This is a genomic window from Microcystis protocystis FBCC-A270, from assembly GCF_050500235.1.
GTDB lineage: Bacteria > Cyanobacteriota > Cyanobacteriia > Cyanobacteriales > Microcystaceae > Microcystis > Microcystis ichthyoblabe_A.
The window spans coordinates 2,442,312-2,460,608 of record NZ_CP191407.1; the positions used below are offsets into that span (position 1 = coordinate 2,442,312).

Annotated in this window: 15 protein-coding genes and 3 pseudogenes; 11 read left to right on the top strand and 7 right to left on the bottom strand. The window is 42.2% G+C overall.

Going from position 1 to position 18,297, the window contains the following annotated elements; genetic code table 11:
- Position 1: 1 nt before the first annotated feature.
- Positions 2–182: pseudogene (locus ACQY1X_RS11845) on the bottom strand (hypothetical protein).
- Positions 183–708: 526 nt separating this feature from the next.
- On the opposite strand from ACQY1X_RS11845, the gene ACQY1X_RS11850 reads away from it, so the two are divergent.
- Both ACQY1X_RS11850 and ACQY1X_RS11855 read left to right on the top strand, forming a co-directional pair.
- Complete coding sequence (locus ACQY1X_RS11850) at positions 709–2,181, top strand: phosphatidylserine decarboxylase (RefSeq protein WP_430015713.1); 1,473 nt, start codon at positions 709–711, stop codon at positions 2,179–2,181.
- Positions 2,182–2,421: 240 nt separating this feature from the next.
- Positions 2,422–2,664: pseudogene (locus ACQY1X_RS11855) on the top strand (LysR family transcriptional regulator); the annotation flags it as partial.
- 137 nt (positions 2,665–2,801) lie between these two features.
- On the opposite strand, the gene ACQY1X_RS11860 reads toward ACQY1X_RS11855, so the two are convergent.
- The 4 genes from ACQY1X_RS11860 to ACQY1X_RS11875 all read right to left on the bottom strand — a co-directional run bounded on the left by ACQY1X_RS11860 (position 2,802) and on the right by ACQY1X_RS11875 (position 8,494).
- Positions 2,802–3,143, bottom strand: a complete 342-nt coding sequence (locus ACQY1X_RS11860; RefSeq protein WP_002767352.1) for a type II toxin-antitoxin system HicB family antitoxin — start codon at positions 3,141–3,143, stop codon at positions 2,802–2,804.
- 253 nt (positions 3,144–3,396) lie between these two features.
- Positions 3,397–7,272 carry an Eco57I restriction-modification methylase domain-containing protein gene (locus ACQY1X_RS11865; protein ID WP_430015714.1) on the bottom strand — a complete coding sequence of 1,292 codons (3,876 nt, stop codon included), beginning with the start codon at positions 7,270–7,272 and terminating at the stop codon, positions 3,397–3,399.
- 175 nt (positions 7,273–7,447) lie between these two features.
- Positions 7,448–7,804, bottom strand: coding sequence for an iron-sulfur cluster assembly accessory protein (locus tag ACQY1X_RS11870; RefSeq protein ID WP_002732517.1), 357 nt, complete (start codon positions 7,802–7,804; stop codon positions 7,448–7,450).
- A 300-nt stretch (positions 7,805–8,104) separates the two neighbouring features.
- Positions 8,105–8,494 carry a hypothetical protein gene (locus tag ACQY1X_RS11875; RefSeq protein ID WP_430014631.1) on the bottom strand — a complete coding sequence of 130 codons (390 nt, stop codon included), beginning with the start codon at positions 8,492–8,494 and terminating at the stop codon, positions 8,105–8,107.
- A gap of 295 nt (positions 8,495–8,789) precedes the next feature.
- Here ACQY1X_RS11875 and ACQY1X_RS11880 point away from each other — a divergent pair, with 295 nt between their 5' ends.
- A complete protein-coding gene (locus tag ACQY1X_RS11880) occupies positions 8,790–9,131 on the top strand; it encodes a phage holin family protein (protein ID WP_008197697.1) in 342 nt (113 codons plus the stop codon).
- 301 nt (positions 9,132–9,432) lie between these two features.
- Positions 9,433–10,359 (top strand): RluA family pseudouridine synthase, encoded by a 927-nt coding sequence (locus tag ACQY1X_RS11885; protein ID WP_002734135.1) that lies wholly within the window; start codon positions 9,433–9,435, stop codon positions 10,357–10,359.
- On the opposite strand, the gene bioU is transcribed toward ACQY1X_RS11885, so the two are convergent.
- Positions 10,356–11,357, bottom strand: coding sequence for a (S)-8-amino-7-oxononanoate synthase BioU (gene bioU, locus ACQY1X_RS11890; protein WP_024969126.1), 1,002 nt, complete (start codon positions 11,355–11,357; stop codon positions 10,356–10,358). The two genes, ACQY1X_RS11885 and bioU, sit on opposite strands and share 4 nt — an antisense overlap.
- Before the next feature lie 310 nt (positions 11,358–11,667).
- Between bioU and ACQY1X_RS11895 the strand changes: the two genes are divergently transcribed.
- From ACQY1X_RS11895 to ACQY1X_RS11920, 6 genes are all read left to right on the top strand, one after another.
- Entirely contained in the window at positions 11,668–11,883 is a 216-nt protein-coding gene (locus tag ACQY1X_RS11895) for a DUF2997 domain-containing protein (protein WP_002752708.1), read from the top strand.
- 44 nt (positions 11,884–11,927) lie between these two features.
- Positions 11,928–12,314 carry a DUF1257 domain-containing protein gene (locus tag ACQY1X_RS11900; protein WP_002731926.1) on the top strand — a complete coding sequence of 129 codons (387 nt, stop codon included), beginning with the start codon at positions 11,928–11,930 and terminating at the stop codon, positions 12,312–12,314.
- A complete protein-coding gene (locus ACQY1X_RS11905) occupies positions 12,314–12,721 on the top strand; it encodes a ferredoxin (protein ID WP_104396940.1) in 408 nt (135 codons plus the stop codon). Before ACQY1X_RS11900 ends, ACQY1X_RS11905 begins: the two co-directional genes overlap by 1 nt.
- Positions 12,722–12,836: 115 nt before the next feature.
- Positions 12,837–13,139, top strand: coding sequence for a hypothetical protein (locus tag ACQY1X_RS11910; RefSeq protein ID WP_149973990.1), 303 nt, complete (start codon positions 12,837–12,839; stop codon positions 13,137–13,139).
- Positions 13,140–13,196: 57 nt separating this feature from the next.
- Positions 13,197–13,535, top strand: coding sequence for a toxin-antitoxin system TumE family protein (locus tag ACQY1X_RS11915; protein ID WP_430015715.1), 339 nt, complete (start codon positions 13,197–13,199; stop codon positions 13,533–13,535).
- 261 nt (positions 13,536–13,796) lie between these two features.
- Positions 13,797–14,513: a potassium channel family protein gene (locus ACQY1X_RS11920; RefSeq protein WP_430015716.1), complete on the top strand. Its 717-nt coding sequence runs from the start codon at positions 13,797–13,799 to the stop codon at positions 14,511–14,513.
- Here ACQY1X_RS11920 and ACQY1X_RS11925 read toward each other — a convergent pair.
- Positions 14,470–16,098: a cation:proton antiporter gene (locus tag ACQY1X_RS11925; RefSeq protein ID WP_430015717.1), complete on the bottom strand. Its 1,629-nt coding sequence runs from the start codon at positions 16,096–16,098 to the stop codon at positions 14,470–14,472. The two genes, ACQY1X_RS11920 and ACQY1X_RS11925, sit on opposite strands and share 44 nt — an antisense overlap.
- Before the next feature lie 241 nt (positions 16,099–16,339).
- Here ACQY1X_RS11925 and ACQY1X_RS11930 point away from each other — a divergent pair.
- Positions 16,340–17,554: pseudogene (locus ACQY1X_RS11930) on the top strand (ISL3 family transposase).
- The last annotated feature ends 743 nt before the right edge of the window (positions 17,555–18,297 follow it).

The following is an 18,297-nucleotide window of genomic DNA, read 5'->3' on the forward strand; positions in this document are numbered from 1 at the left end:
GTTAAGAAAGATGGTTCTTCGTTACTTGGTATGGTTCGATAGGGGGGCATAAATCGACTAAATCCTTATCTGGCAAGAGATTTAATTGATTAGTTCGCTCCAGATCGCAAACAATTGACAAAAATTGCGGTAATGTCTGTTTCTATAAGGGTTTCATCCCTTATAACCCCCGTCCATTGCATAACACAAACCGAAGAACCAGAAAGATCTGACTAATGGATAGCTTATTAAGGGGGGTGTCTGACAACTTTTAACACCTACCTACTTCCTAAATTTGGTTATTAAAAACTGATTATTTATTCTTCCTTTTGCATGAGTGCCTATCCTGATATGTAGCCTATACTCAACGGATTTAGTATTAGGTATAGACATCGACCTAATATTATCTCAGGCAATTAGACCCACTTTCTGCACTTCTTAACATTCAATTGATAATTTTTACTAATCTATTGCTGACAAACCTTTGCCAATCAGGATTATAGCTACAATGATGGATTTTTTATTAAGGTGAAGAATTGTAAATTTTTTTCTCAGAAAAAATCAATTATTGAAAATGTTCTTAATAGTAGTTTATACAATGAAGGTTTTTTGTCAAAACATCTTGGGGAATGTAAAAATATATAAAAGTATATGAAGATGTGCGGAATGTCGGCCCTGTCTGTGGAGATTTTAGATAGATAGTTTGATATTCAACAAGGGGAAAATGGCATGAACACAAATCACAACCAGAGTTATGGCCGGTTGAAATGGAAAGCGGTGTCGGCGCGGGAGGCCCAGCACCTGAACGAGCAGGGAGTTTCATCGTCAATCCCCCAGGGGCCGAAATTCCTTAAAGAGCTACCCCCCGATAGCGCAGTGTACGAGCCGAAGCAGCCGATCACAAAGAAACTTAAAAAGCTCATCGACGATTACGCCTATGGGGGAGCCTTCCAGAGCGCGATCTTGAAGATAAGACAACAGCGCATCCCCGAACTCGATCGGATACACAACCTCTACCAATTTTACTATTACATCGATGCCCTGGTAACGTGGATCCCCGGGTTGCGGGTCTGGGAATGGCAGGGCGACATTTACCACGAACGCACAGATTATCTGCACCTGACGCAGTTCTATTACTACTTCAACCAACCCGAACTCGTCTCCCTGCAAAGCCCGATCGCTCCCTTTACCGGCGAGGCTCTCACACCGCTATCCCTCTGGCTTCGGGAATTTGCGGTCGAATGGGGCGAATTTCTCGACACACCCGAATCGGCCAACCATCTCGTAACCTATAAGTTCGGGCCGGAATATACCTACCAGGACTACAATGGGGGCGAAAACGGGATCGAGAACTACAAGACATTCAACGAGTGGTTTTCCAGAACTTTCAAGGATATCGATCGACAGCGCCCAGTCGCCCAGCCAGACGATCCTCGGATTATCGTCTTCCCAGCCGAGTCCACTTTTGTCGGCCAATGGACTATCACCACTCGGGTGGGCGAGCCGATGCCCGCAGAGTCCTCAATCGTGGTCAAGCACGTCGAATGGCCTATCCCGGAACTGTTAAAGGGTTCCAAGTATGCCCAGGATTTCGAGGGCGGCATTTTCGTCCACAGCTTTCTCAATGTCTTTGACTATCACCGGCAGCACGCCCCGGCAGCGGGCAGGATAATTGAGGCCAAATTTATCCCAGGACAGGTTTACCTGGATGTCCAACTTGACCTACTCGATGCTGAGGGACGTGCCGATGAAAACTCATCCTTGGCCAACGTGGCCATGCCGCACCGTTATCTGGATGCACAGGATGCCACAGACTATCAGTTTGTGCAGTGCCGTGGGCTTTTTGTCCTGGAAACCGCTATCGGCAAGATCGCCGTGCTGCCCATTGGAATGGCACAAGTATCCTCCGTTGTCTTCGTCAAACCAGGGACGCAGGAACTTATCCGTCTTACCCAACAGGAAAAGAAGGGGCGATCTTATGATGAGCAGGTGGCACTGATCAACGAGAAGGTACGCCAGGAGGTGGTGGGAAAAACGGTGTCGAAGGGCGAGATGATCTCGACTTTCCTCTTCGGCGGCTCCGACATCGTGATGGTATTCGAGCGTCAGTCCAACGTCAACATCACGGCTACGGTAAATGTTCACTATCCGGTGCGGAGTCAGTACGCCTATTCAAATATCGCCAAACTGCTGTCGTTTTGAATGATGGGTTGAAGCAAAGGTTCTTCCAGTGCCTGGTTCACATCCAGGCGCAGAATTCCGAAAATTGATCAGGTAACAAGCCTACCCTTTCCAGGGGATGAAAATTAAGATAAAACCTTTGTGATTTCAAGCTACCTACAAGAGTGGCGATCACACTAAATCACTAAATCAGCAAGGTGCGTTCCCCCTCGTCGATTAGTTGCATAGTCGGAGTTGCAGTGGGGAACGCACCCTACGAAATCTTTGCTGTTAAATATGGGAGAAATGGTGAAGGCAATCATCGAGAATAGTTCGGCAGCTGCCGGTATTTCCGAATTGATGGTTCAAAAGGAATTAGAATTAGGCACATTGCGATCGATTCGAGTCATCGATACTTCCGGTTTATCCCCTCGCTATCTCGAATTTATGCGCCCTTTTTTAAAAATAAAACACCGTCAGCGCTTTCAACCCCGCATCTGTCAAGTTTTCGAGCAGATGTTGTAATCTGATAGAAGTCACCGAAAATTAACTGGAGAGAAAATAAAGCTATGTAGGGGAAATTATTTTTGGCAAAAGAGATGGGGAACGAGGTAATATAAATCTCTCCTTTTAACTCTCAAAAATTGTCATCTATAATATTTTTAGCCGACAAGTTCTTGGGCTTTCTGAGAAAGAACCTCATCCATCCAAGCATTGATACTTTTACCTTTTTTAGTTGCTGCTAAATAGATTTTACGATGAATTTCGGGGGTTGTTTGATAAGGTAGCTTTCCTGAAAAAGGTTGATCGGGTTCTTCTCCTAATTCTTGGCAAAATTCTAGATAGTCATCAACAGATTCATGAAAACACTGTACAGCTTCTTCAATAGTTTTGCCGTGAAAAGTAATCACATCTTTAATGTCAATGACGATTCCAGAGATCAGATTATCGTCAAAGTCAATTTCAAATTTACCTGTATATCCTTTATAAGTTGTGGTGTACATAGTTTTTGTTTCTCTCAATAAATAATCAATAATTGAGGCAATTAAATGATATTAGCATTTTCTAAAAAGAGGCGTATATCCTTGTCTGAATTGCATTCAGAACTCGCTGTTGCTTTTTTTTCATTGAGTAAGGTTCAGTAACTTTTTTTCGTATTATATCAGTATTTTTAGAAAAAGGAAGACTCTCTACGGTATTATTTAATCTATCAATAGGATTGGTTTGAACCCTTTACTTGTAATGCTGATTCTTTTTTCACTCTCTCCCTTCAATAATTTTAATTTCTTCCTCGCTTAATCCATAGAGTTTATAAACAATTATATCGATCAATTCATCGGTGGCGCTTAATTGTTGTTTTAGGGGCAAAAGTTTATCGAGACTGGTTTGATATTCTTTTTCTAGGGTTTCCTGTATTTGACGATCGAGCAAGTTAACGGTAATTTTCTTTTTGTTCTTTTTCAGTATCTCCCACAGTTGATCGCAGCTAAGATGAGGTTCGCTTTTTTGGTAGCCACCGAGATAGTTTTGGATTTTTGATTTGTTGGTTAAATTATCGATCGCACTGCCGATTATTCTCTCTAAATATCTCAAAAAGCTTTTGATTTCTTTTTGTTTTTCCCGATTTATCTCGATCATCTGTTCTGCTAAGTAGGCCAGAATATCATGGACTATATCGGTTTCCTCTCTCCTAATATGTTCCTCGATTTCTTTTAATATCTCTTGCTTTTCTTGATAACTTTTGATAAGTTTCTCTAAACTCTGTTGACGGCGATCGCTATTGGTGTTAAAAGATATTTTTCGGATGGGTATTGAGGCAAAATCATCTAATAAAATTTGAGGAAATGTATCTTCTTCTTGAATTGCAAACTTTTTTCTAAAAACAAATCCCGTTAATTTACTATTTAAAATAGCCAATAGTGATTTCAAGTTATAATTAACACTATCTTTCAACTTTACTACATATAATAGAGTATTACTATAAGCTTCTTCTTGATAAAAACATCCTAACAGTCTAGAGTCAACAACTTTTCTAAATAACAATCTATCCTGACAGAATAGTTCTTTATTTCTTGGTTCTGCTAACCATTTACCCCACTTGATCCAATTATTATGATACCAATCAATCGAATACCTTTGAATTGATTGACCTTCAAAAAATGGGGCATAGCTTTCATCTACTTTATTGTTATTTGTAAAGGGTTTAATCTCCATTACTTCTGTCGTTTGAGGAGGATGACCTTTCCCTTTTTGGTATGCTTTAAGACCATAATTTATGGCAGTTATTTGTTTTAGATCATTACTACAATCATTTATTTTATCTAAAATCACCAATTCTGATGACGAAAGGTAAGGATTGATAATATGTTCATGAAAACTCAACCAGTAATCTTGATTTCTCAAAAGTTGTTTAGTGTTACTATTTGATATTTCATTAATAACGTCTTTTTTTAGAAAAGTTGTGACTAACGTTTCGTGAGATTGAGAGTTAGGGGTTTTTTGTATAACATAAATTGTTGTATCAACTGTGGCACTCTTAAAAACAGTTCTCGGCAGTGCAACAATATTTTTTATAATTCCATTTTTTAAGAAATGAATTCTTAAATTTTCCGTAAAATCAAGATACATCCAGTTGTCGGGAACTATTAGGGAAACTACACCTCCTAATTCTATTAAAAAATTAAAAGTTTTCTCCATAAAAGCAACGTAACTCTCAACTCGATAACTAATGCAGTGGTAGGATTCTTTGAAATAAGTTATCTCATTGTTATTAAAAGGTGAACCATAAGGAGGATTACCGATTACTGCATCAAAACCGGGGTTATCCTTCCAAGAAGCGGAATCAAGATCGATAAAAACTTCAGGAAATTCCAGATCCCAATGAAAAAAACGCTTACTTTTATATAAACTAGCTGCTTGGTCTAAAATTCCTTGATCTGATCGGGGTATCTTATCCCAATTAATTGCCGATATATTACCACCGTAGCGCTGCAGAAACTCGATAGCAGTTTTAACCCCAAAAAAGCGAGAAAGGAAAACATCTAATAAACGCTTGTAGGGTTTAGCTTGACTATCAAAATCACGGAATAACTGTTCACTTGCTTCCACTTCAGCAAAAGTCGCATCGCTGAGGGTACTAATTCCCCGCATAATTTCTGCGGCCCGAAGTAACCCAACAAAAGGGCCAGTTAAAAGAGTTAATTGACCACTTTCCTCCTCAATCATAGCGGCTTCTGCGTCCTTGGCGGTAGTTCCGATCAGAGAGTTCCCACAACGCAAATGATGATCCAAAAAACTCAAAGGTGCGCCCACTGTGAAAGAATGTAACCAGAGACTAACTTTGGCCAATTCTACAGCCATCGGATTGATATCCACCCCATAAATACAGCGCTTCATCACCACTCTCTGTAATAATTGCGTTGGTTCAAGGGTGGGAGAATCGAGAATAATTCCCTGTTGTCGGAGATTGTCGATAATGTTTTGTCGGGTGGTTTCCAACATGGTTAAAACGGGATTATCTTCGGGATAAAGATTGAGAATTTGGATTAACTCATCGGTGAGATAGTCCACTGCTTCTACTAAAAAATGTCCGCTTCCCATGGCGGGGTCACAGAGTTTAAGATCAAGTAAGGTGGTGATCGCTTTTTTTTCTAAGCGTTGTAGCTCTTTTTCTAATCCCTGCTGACTGAGATTTCCTAAACGTCTATCGCTGCTTTCTTGTCTTCGGGTGGCGATTTCTGTCATCACATCCCCGAACTGTCGCGCTCTTTGCTCTAAAATTGGTTTGAGGGTATGACTGACAATATATTTAACAATGTAATCGGGAGTGTAATAGGAACCGGTGGCTTTTCTTTCTCCCCGATCATTTTCCAGATGCACCGATTCCCCCTCAATCACGATGCGATATTCCAGTAATCCTTCGTAAATTGATCCTAACTGTCGCACACCTAAAAAACTATAGTCGATCGGCTGTCCCTCAAAACGTGCTAACTTGTCTAGGATGGGCGCTAAAACCGCATCGGATAACTTATATTGACCGAGAAAACAATTCACCCGGCCTTCTTCCATGTCAAATAAACCCCCGTTGTAACGAGGTACAGCTAAATTAGCATCCCCTCGATCGACAATGCGGAATAAACTGAGGAGAGCATCGTATATTCCCGTCGAGGTGCCACTAAAGGCCTGCTGACGATCGATTTTAACGGCAATTTCTCGCGTCTTTTGCAATAAGCTGTAATCGCGATAGTCTCCCCTCACCGGCAGCAAGTCCCGCGCTTCTGCGTAGAGAAGAAATAATAATTTATACAGCAGGGATAAACTCGCTTCATACAATAAATCTGGCTGTATGTCTGTATTTAATGATACAAAACCTTGAGAAATATCGGGAAAAATGCGATCGAAGACTAACTCTTTTAACTCGTTACCCACTCTGGTGGCATAGGTGGTACTTCCCTCCCGGACCCGTTCAAGGAAATTCTGACCGTGAATATCCTTAATAAAAGCCTCTTGACGGAAAAATAACCAGAAATACCGAAATTTTTGCCGGTCTCCCCCTTCTAATAGTTCCATCAAGTCCACTGGATAAAATTCCGTGGCTGTGGAGGACGCTTGACGATAATATAAGCGCCATTCTCGACCATTAGTGAGAATACCCCAATCTACTCCCGTCCCCGTGAGATAATTGGTGATCTGAAAGGAAGGATTACTATTTTTCCAGATATCTCGCTGATCATTCTTAGAAACGTCACTAAGAGAACGTTGCCAGTATTTGGCCTCAGCGATCGCTAAAACTTGACTATAAAAGGCTCTTTCATTATTCTGGAGAGCATAGGCCTGATAACGGTCATTTTCTGTGGCAAATAGGGCATAATCTGGCCTTTCTGACCTTCCTTTTCCCCTACTGCTTACCTGCGGTATATAACTAAAACCGAGAATTTCTAGAATCGGTTGTATTAATTCTGCTTCCGTTTGCGCTTCGTTAAGAGTCGGCAAAATCGCCTTTTTTTGTTGATAAAGACTCTCTAAGCGGCAAAATACCACGGATACATCCTCTTGCCATTCCCCAGAATCCGGCAGCCGATGCTCAAGATAGTGTTGAGAAAAAAGTGGTTTATTGCCCGTTTGTCCTGACATGGCCGATTATCCTAACATTGAGGGTATCTAGCCTAAAAATGAAGGGTTCGCAGGCAGGCACGGATTCCCATTATACAAAAAGTATATGTCAAGTCTCCGATTTTGTCAAGAGTTTTGGCCAAAAAAAAATTGCCTCTGGGAGGCGGGGGTGAAAGGTATCACCCCAGAGAAATAATTAAACGCCAAAAGACTTACCACAGCCACAGGTTTGACTGGCGTTGGGATTAGTGAATTGGAAACCGCCGCCGATCATCGCGTTGCTGTAATCTAACATGAGACCGTAGAGATAGAGCAGACTTTTTTTATCAGAGACAATTTTAAAGCCATCGTAATCGAAAACCTCATCTTGGGGGCCAATATTGCTAGGATGCTCAAAATCCATCATATAGGACATTCCCGAACAACCCCCCTGACGCACACCCACGCGCAGACATAAATCCTTGCCCTGTTGCTCTTTGAGCGTGGTAAGGTGTTTGAGGGCAGCCTCACTGAGTAAAATTCCTTTTCCTTGAATCTGAGTAGCTTGTGTCATCTTTAGCAGGAACTCCTAAACGCAGTTGAAGGGGACATATAAAACTTTACCTTCTCCTATCCATCTTAACGATAGTTGAGGACTGTTGACTGGATTACTGTGTACTTTTCCCAGCCTCGCAGGAGTTATAGGGCAAAAAAAGCAAAAAACTGGGATTATTAATTAAATAGCGTTGCCAGAGACGACTAGATTCTTGAAACAAACCCTAGAGCCATTCTCAGCCGATTTTCATCACCCAACGGACAGGACAGCGCTGCCTTGGGGATGCCGAAAAAGCAGCCGGAAAAGAGCCAAAGAAATTCACTTTTCTAAGCGGAGATTAGTGCCGCTGCTATTGGTGCGATAAACCCAAGTTTTGTGCTTATAAGTCAGAATAATTCGCCATCCTTGCACCAGTGCTTGAGTACAGAATTCTCCCGGTTTAGCTAATCCTAAACAACCATCGGGCCAGGTTTGTGGTTGTGCTGCTTGAATTTGCAAGCGATTAACGGATATCTTAGTTTTCCGACTCAAATCTTGACGGGTAGCGGCGATGACCGAATTAGGTGGCTCAGGAGATGCTAAACTGGGTGGCACTAAGAGGAGAGAAAGCAGAGTCATTAGCATTAAAGTGCCAGTTGCTCCCTGAATAATTCTCGTTTTACCGATTGGTACTTGCTGGCTTTGGCTAAAATTTTTTCTAGATATCATATTTAGTGCTGCCTCTTTCCAGGGGGTGATAGTCTGAGCAAATTTTCCTGTTTATCATCAGTGTCAGATCCCCCCGCCTATCGGCACCCCCCTTATCAAGGGGGGCAGGGGGGATCGAACCTAAAATCCATTTTTAATTTAATTATAACCAGCTACTTATGTTCCCGCTCTGGTTTTCGAGCAGCGGCAGCAGTCAATGTCGGTTTTCGTTGTCATCTCCTGAAAACTTCCGTCTTTTTAAGGGGCGATGGCGATTAGAATAGATGAGGATGAACTATCTTAGATGGATGGACTTATGTTATCTTTTTTCCTCCGTTGGTTGATTACCGCCGTCTCTTTATTGATTACAGCGCAAATAGTACCAGGTATAGAAATTAAAAATTTTACCGTGGCTTTGATAGCTGCTGTCGTCTTGGGTTTAATTAATGCTATTGTTAGACCCCTGTTGATTCTTTTTACCCTGCCTTTAACTATTTTGACCCTAGGGTTATTTATTTTTGTGGTCAATGCCATTTCCTTTTCTTTAGCCTCCTATTTTATCCCTGGTTTTCAGGTAGAATCATTCTTTGCTGCTTTATTCGGTTCGATCGTGGTTTCGATCGTTTCAGGAGTTTTAAATAGCATTTTCAGTGACTAAAGTGGGCAAAATTCGCTTGTTTAAAACAGCTTGGCTTACTCTGATTGATTAATTTCTGATCTAGAGACGTTGCTATAATCAACGTCTCTCTATTTTTTTGGGTATGAGTAAATCTCTACTGATTTGCTTTGGCTTTTGTCGTTAAAAATCAGGAAAATTTAATCCCAAGATTTCTATCTCAAGCAGCCAGAGCAAGTTCAATTACTGTTAAAATAACTGGAATTGTTGAGCTAAGTTTAAATAATCTCAAGTCAGTTTTTCTCGATTCTCCTAAACCTTACACCCTGATCACTAAAAATCGATGAACCAATTAAACTTAGAAGTTGCGGGAAAAAAAGAACGTTTAGATGCTTGGATGGGGTCACAATTGCCCGATTTATCGAGATCTAGGCTGCAAAAACTGATAGAACAGGGATATATACAGTTAAATGGTCAAATTTGCACCAATAAAAATACTAAAGTTGGTCAAGGCGATCGCTTAAAGATTACCATTCCCGACAGTCAACCCCTCGAATTAAGCGCCGAGGCGATCGAGCTTGATATTCTTTACGAAGACGAATATCTGATTATTATCAATAAACCTGCCGATTTAGTGGTTCATCCGGCCCCCGGTCACGAATCGGGAACCTTGGTCAACGCTTTACTGCATCACTGCCCAAATTTAGCTGGAATTGGTGGAATTCAACGCCCCGGCATAGTCCACCGCTTAGATAAGGATACCACGGGTGCGATCGTTATTGCCAAAACCGACCAGGCCCATCAACACCTACAGGCACAATTAAAAACCAAAACTGCACGCCGGGAATATATGGCCCTTGTCCACGGTGTCCCTAAAAGCGAAACAGGTACAATCGATCTGCCGATCGGTCGTCACCGTAGCGATCGCCAAAAGATGGCTATTATTGCCGTGGAAAAAGGAGGTAGAAATGCCGTCACCCACTGGCAAGTCAAGGAAAGACTAGGCAACTACACCTTAATGGAATTTCGCCTAGAAACTGGCAGAACTCATCAAATTCGCGTTCATAGCAGCCACATCGGTCATCCGATTCTTGGGGATCCCCTCTATAGTTCCGGTCGTTCCATCGGAATTAATCTACCCGGACAATTACTCCACGCCTATCGTTTAATTTTAATACATCCGGTCACGGGAGAGAGCCTAGAAGCGATCGCTCCCTTACCCGCTATTTTCCCGAAAGTTTTAGCTATTTTACGCCAGAGAAACCCCTAGCGCACAAATTGCGGCATAATCTCCGCTGCTGTCCATAATCCGTAGATACCGCGACGATGCAGGGAAACCCCTGCTTTCAGATAACCGAAAGCGGGCCCACAGACATTGGCCGCCATACTGGTTTCATCACCTAAAGTGAAGGTATGGGTGGAAATTTTGCCTTCAAAAGTCCGCCCCGTGACTTTAACATTGGTACTTAAAGGCTTTTTCGGGTTGCGCGTATCCACCACACCCCCGACGGAAACGCGATCGCGTCCACAAATTCCAGCCAATTCCAGCATAATATCGTCCGCGTGTTCCATATTTTCGAGGCTAAGAATGCCATTGGTTTTATTTAACAGCATTTCCACTTCCGCATCACTCATCTGGTGGGCTGTTTCTGGGTTGTAACCGGGTAAATGGGCGATATCTTCGCGAATAGTGGCACGATAAGCCTCCCAGTTGGCAATTCCCACGCCAAAGGTAATTTTAACGCTATGAATCTCTGCATAACTCTGGGCAGCTAGGGCAGCGGCCGCAGTTAACAGTCCGGGGGTAGCACCGCAGCCGGTCATGTAGGTGATGCCGGCGGCTTCTAGGTCTGCTTGTAGTGCTAAGATTTGTGCCATGGCGCTGGTACGTTTGAGAGCATCGACTAAAACCCCGCGCCAACCTAAGCGAATGAAAGTTTTAGCGATATCGGCCATGAAATTGTTAGGTAAATTCGGTAAGGCGAGAAAATAGCCCTCTACGTCGGCAGTTTTGATTAATTCCTCGATACTGTTCTGGCTGAGACTGCCGTAATTTTCCAGATAACCAATCGAACCCCGGTCATGATAAATTTTGTTACAGGTATTGACATCTAGACCGTCTTTGTGGTATGCAAAACCGGCTTTATCGGCGGCGGCAGTCCAGAGCATTTCCTGTTTGGGGGCGAGAATTCTAGCGGCAGCCTGTCCCAAACCACCAAAACCTAAAACACCGATCCGAAGGCGATCGCTGGCTATTTGTTTATTCATATTTGTTCTGATTCCTATAGACAAAATTCTATGATCTCGGCGGTCGTGGTTCGCCGTTGCATCTCCTTTATTTTCAATTTATCGCTTCAGGTCGTCTTTTTTGTGTAGTTTTGTTAAATTATGCCCTCCGGGGATAGGTTCGCCGTTGACGATAAAGAAAAGTTACGCGAAACTTACAAAAAATGAAAGTGGTTAGGTGACGTAATATAAAGTTTTGCTAAAATTTTAACCAGATTGCTACGATTAGCAAACTATCGTAAATTAAAACGATAGGGAGCTTTGCAAACCCCAGATTACGCCGAGAAGACCTATGAGCATGGAAAGCCTAGAGTTTATTATCTATCCCGATGGTCGCGTCATGGAAAAGGTGACAGGCATAGTCGGTTCATCTTGTCAAGAGGTGACGGCGGCGATCGAGGCACAACTCGGGCAGCTGATGTCTCAAGAGAAAACCTCGGATTATTACCATCAAACCGTCAGCCAGTCAGAGAAAGTCAGCAACGCAGCCACTTTTAGCGACTGGTAATTTTTCATTTTTCCCAATCCCTTTATTTAAGCCACTGAAAAGCCATGTCACACTTTAGCAATATCAAAACCAAAATCCGCGATCTATCCTACCTAAAAGCCGCCCTGAGCGATATGGGGATGGAATGGAAAGAGGGTTCCCACCCCGTCAAAGGTTATCAAGGTCAAACTTTAAGCGCAGAGGTGGTAATCGAGCAGGATAACAATTACGATATCGGTTTTCGCTGGAATGGCAACGAGTACGAGTTAGTTGCCGATTTACAATACTGGCAACAACCTCTAACCGTAGAGGGATTTTTAAGAAAAGTAAATCAAGGTTATGCCTACCACACCATCCTGGCAGAAACTGCTAAACAGGGTTTTCAGGTGGCAGCACAGGAAAAAAATACTGATGGTTCTATTCGTCTAGTGGTACAACGTTGGAGTGCCTAATGGCTGATTTTTCTCCCGAACGCTCTGGTTTTGAACCAGAGTTAGGGGGATTCCTAAGAGATTCCCCTGATCGCACCGGTTTTGAACCCGAATTGGGCGGTTTACTGCGCCAGAAAGCGGTTTACGTCGATGAGGTCACTTGTATTGGTTGTAAACACTGCGCCCACGTTGCCCCCAATACCTTTTTTATTGAAGGCGAATACGGTCGCTCTCGTGTCTATAATCAGGACGGTGACGAAGAAGAAATTATTCAAGAAGCGATCGAGACTTGTCCGGTTAACTGTATTCACTGGGTTAATTATAATAATTTGCAATCCCTTGAGGAAGAACGCAAACATCAAGTGATTAAACAGTTAGGTTTTCCTCAGATTAACAAGAAATTTAGCCCCGCAGATTTAGATATCTAGGGTGGATAGGTACAGCCTCATCCACCCATTATTTCCTAGAAGTCATGGCAGCGGTTCTCGATCGAATCTGCTACAGTTCTCAGGGGAAATAATCCTATCTCGGATTTTAACGACAATGAACACCCAACTGATTGATTCTCTCGCGCGAATTATTCTCTCTCTCTCCGAGGAAGAAAGAGAGTTACTGAATCGGAAAATTGAGAGCGAACAACGGGAAAATTTGCAGATTAACGCTCAAATTTTGGATTTAGAAACCCGTGTCAAGCAATACGAAAATCAATATCGCATGAGTTCGGAAGAATTCTCTCCTAGATTTCGTTCTGGTGAGCTAGGGGACGCTATGGATTATTTCGAGTGGAATGTTTATTATGAAATGCTATTGGCAGCTAGAAAAGAGATAAGTTTACGATCAAATTAGATGGAGATAGCCGATTATATTCGCAAGGTTAAACGGAAATTATCTGAGAGTTCGATTGTGAACTCTTTCACGATTGTCGATGAAAGAATTTTATTCGATCGAGGCTATTTCCGAGCGAGAATCCTTTTAACGAACGGAGATTTTTTAGAAATTGCGGAGGCTTTTACCTCGATCGATCAACGCATCGTTACGATAAGCTATCGCTATCAATGGATGGACGCAAGCAAACAGAAGTTAAGAAAACGCTGGGATAACGTGGAACATTTTCCCGATTTACCGAATTTTCCCGATCATGTCCATGTAGGAGATGAGTTAAACGTTCAACCTGGCGAATCTAGAAATATTTTACAAATTATCACCGTAATCGAGCGCGAGATCGAGATTTTGTCAACATAACGCGTCCTAGAGCGAAACCAACTCCTATAACTCGCCAAATCCTGAGCAAGTTGCGAGAATTATCCGATTGGAGGATAAATACCTGACTATTTCCCGAAATATTGATCGATTGAGAATCAAGAGAGTTGTTTTTTCTTGTATTTGAATTGATAAAAATAAATTTATTTGATGTTGTCTGTGGAGATTTTTGGGGTAAGTAGCTGGTTATAATCTAATTGAAACCACTTAATTGGGTAGTATTTTGTTAAGTAAAGAGCCGCTATGTACGTTTTAATTGGTGGGGCGGGAATGGTGGGGCTAGGTTTAGCCCAACAACTTTTAGACTTGGGACACACCGTCGCCATCGTTGATGTGGATCCTTTAGCTTGTCGGTTTGCCCGGGAAAAAATTGGTGTCATGGCCTTTGAGGGGAGTGCTGTCAGTACGAAAGTTCTGCTAGAGGCGGGGATTCGACAAGCTAACGCGGTTGTTGCCGCATTGAGGGACGATGCGATGAATCTAGCCCTAGTTACCTTGTCCAGAAGTTATGGCATTTCCCATATTGTGGTGAGAATGTGCGATCGCGAATTTCTCGAAGCCTATCGTCTTGCTGGAGCTAGTCACATCATTAGCACGATTGATTTAGCCGTTGTCACTATGGCTAATGCGATCGAATACCCCGAAGTAGAATCGATGATGCACTTTGAACAGGGACAAGTGGAGGTGCTAAAGCTGCCCGTCCCCAAGTATTGTTATGTAGCTGGGCGTACCGTTGCCCAAATCGCTCAAGATGCCAACTTTCCGACCGGTTCGCTGATTATTGGCTATCAGTGTCACCCTTCTGCCAGTTTAGAGATTCCCAACGGCAATACCGTCCTAGAAGCAGACTCAACTATTCTGGTGGTTACTCGTCCGGAATTCGTCAAACCGATGATCGATTACCTCGGCATTCAAACTAATCATCGTCCAACGATAGAAGTTTCTCATCCAAACCTTTAACGTAGGATTGTACCAAGTCTTCCGGTACAATGCGTTTGCGAAGTGCATCGCTCAAGGCTGCTTTCTCAGCGAGGAACAATCGTCGTCGAATGGCATCTAACTGACTGTTGTTAGGCTCCATTTGCCCCGATCGAGACTGATTATAAGCATCCCGCAGCAGCCGTTCCGATACCGCCACTTTTGCCTGATAAGATGCCCACAGTTCTTCGTACACTGCTTTCGGTAAAACGCCAGATTTCAGTAAATTGGCTAACTCATCTTGTGCCGCTTTCGACGCGATCAACTGCAGCTGCAACTGGCCAATCTCCTGGGTTACTGCCGAAACCTGACTAATATTGAGCTTTTTAATTAACCAGGGTAAGGCTAATCCTTGGATAACCAGAGAAAATAACACAGAGCCAAAGACTAGCTCGATGATCAATTCCCTCCCTGTTAGAGTCAAAGGAATAGCAACCGCTAGGGCCATGGAGAGGGAACCCTTGATGTTGCCCAAAATCAGAATATGTTGCCAGCGCAAGGGGATCGGTCGATCAATCCAGCGAAGTACCCATAGTAAAGAATACACTGACAGAATACGCCCCAATTGATAAGCCAAAATGACCAGCACAATCGATGGCAAGGTTTGCCATAGGGTCAAGGGGTTGATTTCAATGCCAATGAGCAGAAAAATAAAGGTATTGACGATAAAACCGGCGTATTCCCAAAAACTGATCAGGGTAATGCGATCGGATGCAGAGGCGCTGCGAGGCAGCCCCAAGTTACCAAAGACAAGTCCGGCAATAACTACCGCTACCGCTCCCGATACACCCAAAAACTGCCCGAGTTGAAAAGCTCCCAAGGCAAGCGCAACCGTAAGCAAAAGGCTACTAAGCGGATCCCGTAAGCGCACATAGATAGGCAGACACAGGTAGCCTAGGACAGCGCCCACTAATCCCCCACCCAGAGCAACGATCAACACTTCCTTGATGACTTGTGTAGTGCTGATGGTTCCAGTCGCGTAAATCACCAAGAGCAAATTAAAGGTGACGAGTGCGGCTGCATCATTAAATAGTGTTTCCCCTTCCACAATAGTCGAGAGCCTAGAGGGAACCCGAATTTCTCTAAAGACGGCAATGATTGAGACAGTATCGGTGTTTGCTAGAATCACTCCCACCAATAAGGCGGGAATCCAATCTAGCCCCAGGCCAAATTTTACCAAAACTGCAATAACCGCCGCAGAAAAAACCGAACCAGGTCCTGCGAGCAGTGCGATCGGTTTAAAGGTGCTGCGAAGACGGCTGATATCCGTATTAATCGCCGCTTCAAAAATCAGAATCGGCAGAAAAAGGTTAAGCACTAAAAACGGATCTAAGCCAATACGACGAGATAACAGATCGGTAATCGGTAATCCTGCTAACACTAAACCTGCCACATAGGAAATGCGTAATCGCTGGGTTACTAGGGCCACAGCAGTGGCAATCAGTAGCAGCAGGATCAAGACAAGAACCAGTTCAGGAATGTCTCCCACCGTTTGGCTGTTCACAGCAGAATTGCTATCGAAGGATTTTTGTTGTGCTGCCCAGGCTACTAATAATTCTCCCCTCATAAGACGATATTCTCGGTAAGACCGACAATTAAGAACTTGACTATTTTTACAATATAAAGGGGCTCTTCGGGAATTGTTATGCAAATAATTAACTTAAAATAAAATTCGATGAGAGCAACTACGCTCAAAAGTAGCTGAAATTCATACAGGAAAAGACTTAAGGCACAAATAGGTTAATACCAAAAGATAGACAATCGAGTTAAGATTTAATATAATAGCCAAAAACGAGATTATTTTACTTATAATACTTGACAAATTTTTGAACCTACAAGGAACCTGTATTCAAGGCTATCGACACCTAGAAAATATCGGTATAGTTTAACCAGTCGAATCGAAAAATAAAAAAGCAGCCTGTCCTCGTTGTGGGTTAGAGAGCGATAAACTCCACCAAAATCATCGACATTTAGTCAAAGATTTACCGCTCTCAGGTCAACCAGTGTACCTACAAGTTAATCGTCGTCAATTTAAGTGCGGTAATTGTCAGAAATCCTTTAGCGAAGAGTTAGATTTTGTCGCCAAGAAACGAACCTATACGAAAAGACTAGCCGAGAATATACTCGAACAATTAAAAGAAGGAGATATTTTAAATCTTAGCCGAAGAAATGACGTAACGGAAGAAGAGATTCAAAGAATGATAGAGGACATCGCCGAAGAAATTACAGAGCCAGACCTATCGGAATTAAAAAGACTAGGAATTGACGAAATCGCTCTAGTCAAAGGACAAAAAAATTACTGTGCAGTTTTAGTAAATTTAGATACGGTAAAACTAATAGCTATTCTAGAGAAGCGAACACAAGAAGAATTGAGGGAAACGCTTACGGGGTGGGGAAAAGAGGTGTTAGAGCAAATTGAAGAAGTCAGCATAGACCTTTGGTTGCCCTATAAAAATTTGGTGAAAGAATTGATGCCATCGGCCGAGGTAGTCGCCGATAGATTTCATGTAATGAAACAAATTAATCAAGAGTTAGACGAACAGAGAAGAGCGGAAAAAAGAGCCGTAGAAGCGCAGAAAAATAAAAAACAGAAAACGGAAAAAGAAGCAAAGCTAGAAGTTTTAAAGCGAAGTAAATATAGTCTGTTAAAAAATGAAGAAGATTTAACGGAAACTCAAAAAATCAAACTAGAAGCTATCAAAGAAAAATTCCCAAATTTGAAAAAGATGCACGAGTTAAAGGAAGAATTTAGAAAGATTTATGAAACCTCAGAGAATCCGACAGAAGGACTGCTATCTATCTCGGACTGGTTGGCAAAATCCTCCAGTGTTTTTACCAAGAGTTGTCAAACAATCCGAAACTGGTTTGGAGAAATCATTAGTTATTTCGAGCGAAGGACAACTAATGGGGTGGTCGAGGGAATCAACAATAAACTTAAACTAATAAAACGGAGAGGCTATGGCTTTAGAAACTTTCGAAATTTTTGGGTTAGAAGTATGTTGTCTTGGCATCTTGTCTGTTGATTTAGCATAAAGGATAACGAAGAGCCTATAAAGGAGGTTATGGCAGTTACAGCCTTTCTCAGAAAGATGAGGTTAGTTATTGTTGCTAAAATACTTGATGAGTAAGGATTAATCTGTACTTCATCTTTAGGAGAAAGAATGAGAAATTTTCTACTTACCCGGTGATTGCTGTGGGGAGGGAAAAGTTAGAGGCAATCGGGGCAAAATGATAAGTATTTTATATACAAACACCTTCAATACTTAAAAATATTTCAATTTACAATTAGTAATATTTATTTTTACTCAAGAATTTATTGAGAATAATTTCTATTTATTTACGAGGTGGCAATACTTCCAGCGATTCTGGTATAATTTCGCATTATGCTATGGTGGAGTTTTCTGTGCTTTTTTGAAGTTCTCAAGTTCTAGCTTGCCTTGAAACCATTGCTAAATCTAGACTTTTCCTTTTAGCCAAACCAAACACTTCCGCTAATTCTCCCTTTTTTCCCTAACAACGTTGATCTAATTTTTGTGTAGTTTTGTTGCAAAGTCAAAATTTTTTTGACAAAATGCCTAAATTGTGGTAGGGACGAAATGACGGGATTTAGCATCATTTCTAGTTCCAGTGTTTCCTAAAATCAGAGACTTCGTACCTCACCCTTAAGATAACTGCTAAGTAGGGTTTGCTGGAAAAGGCCTAGGATGGGGTCAGGCAGAAGACAGGAGTTTAAGGCTTTGTTGCTCCCCTTTTTTTTACCAGTTTG

Excerpts from the sequence above, each read along its gene's own strand:
- ACQY1X_RS11850 (WP_430015713.1), top strand. The coding sequence starts at position 709 with ATGAACACAAATCACAACCAGAGTTATGGCCGGTTGAAATGGAAAGCG.
- ACQY1X_RS11910 (WP_149973990.1), top strand. The coding sequence starts at position 12,837 with ATGAACACCCAACTGATTGATTCTCTCGCGCGAATTATTCTCTCTCTC.
- bioU (WP_024969126.1), bottom strand. The coding sequence starts at position 11,357 with ATGAATAAACAAATAGCCAGCGATCGCCTTCGGATCGGTGTTTTAGGT.
- ACQY1X_RS11895 (WP_002752708.1), top strand. The coding sequence starts at position 11,668 with ATGAGCATGGAAAGCCTAGAGTTTATTATCTATCCCGATGGTCGCGTC.
- ACQY1X_RS11885 (WP_002734135.1), top strand. The coding sequence starts at position 9,433 with ATGAACCAATTAAACTTAGAAGTTGCGGGAAAAAAAGAACGTTTAGAT.
- ACQY1X_RS11875 (WP_430014631.1), bottom strand. The coding sequence starts at position 8,494 with ATGATATCTAGAAAAAATTTTAGCCAAAGCCAGCAAGTACCAATCGGT.
- ACQY1X_RS11865 (WP_430015714.1), bottom strand. The coding sequence starts at position 7,272 with ATGTCAGGACAAACGGGCAATAAACCACTTTTTTCTCAACACTATCTT.
- ACQY1X_RS11880 (WP_008197697.1), top strand. The coding sequence starts at position 8,790 with ATGTTATCTTTTTTCCTCCGTTGGTTGATTACCGCCGTCTCTTTATTG.
- ACQY1X_RS11905 (WP_104396940.1), top strand. The coding sequence starts at position 12,314 with ATGGCTGATTTTTCTCCCGAACGCTCTGGTTTTGAACCAGAGTTAGGG.
- ACQY1X_RS11920 (WP_430015716.1), top strand. The coding sequence starts at position 13,797 with ATGTACGTTTTAATTGGTGGGGCGGGAATGGTGGGGCTAGGTTTAGCC.
- ACQY1X_RS11925 (WP_430015717.1), bottom strand. The coding sequence starts at position 16,098 with ATGAGGGGAGAATTATTAGTAGCCTGGGCAGCACAACAAAAATCCTTC.
- ACQY1X_RS11900 (WP_002731926.1), top strand. The coding sequence starts at position 11,928 with ATGTCACACTTTAGCAATATCAAAACCAAAATCCGCGATCTATCCTAC.
- ACQY1X_RS11870 (WP_002732517.1), bottom strand. The coding sequence starts at position 7,804 with ATGACACAAGCTACTCAGATTCAAGGAAAAGGAATTTTACTCAGTGAG.
- ACQY1X_RS11860 (WP_002767352.1), bottom strand. The coding sequence starts at position 3,143 with ATGTACACCACAACTTATAAAGGATATACAGGTAAATTTGAAATTGAC.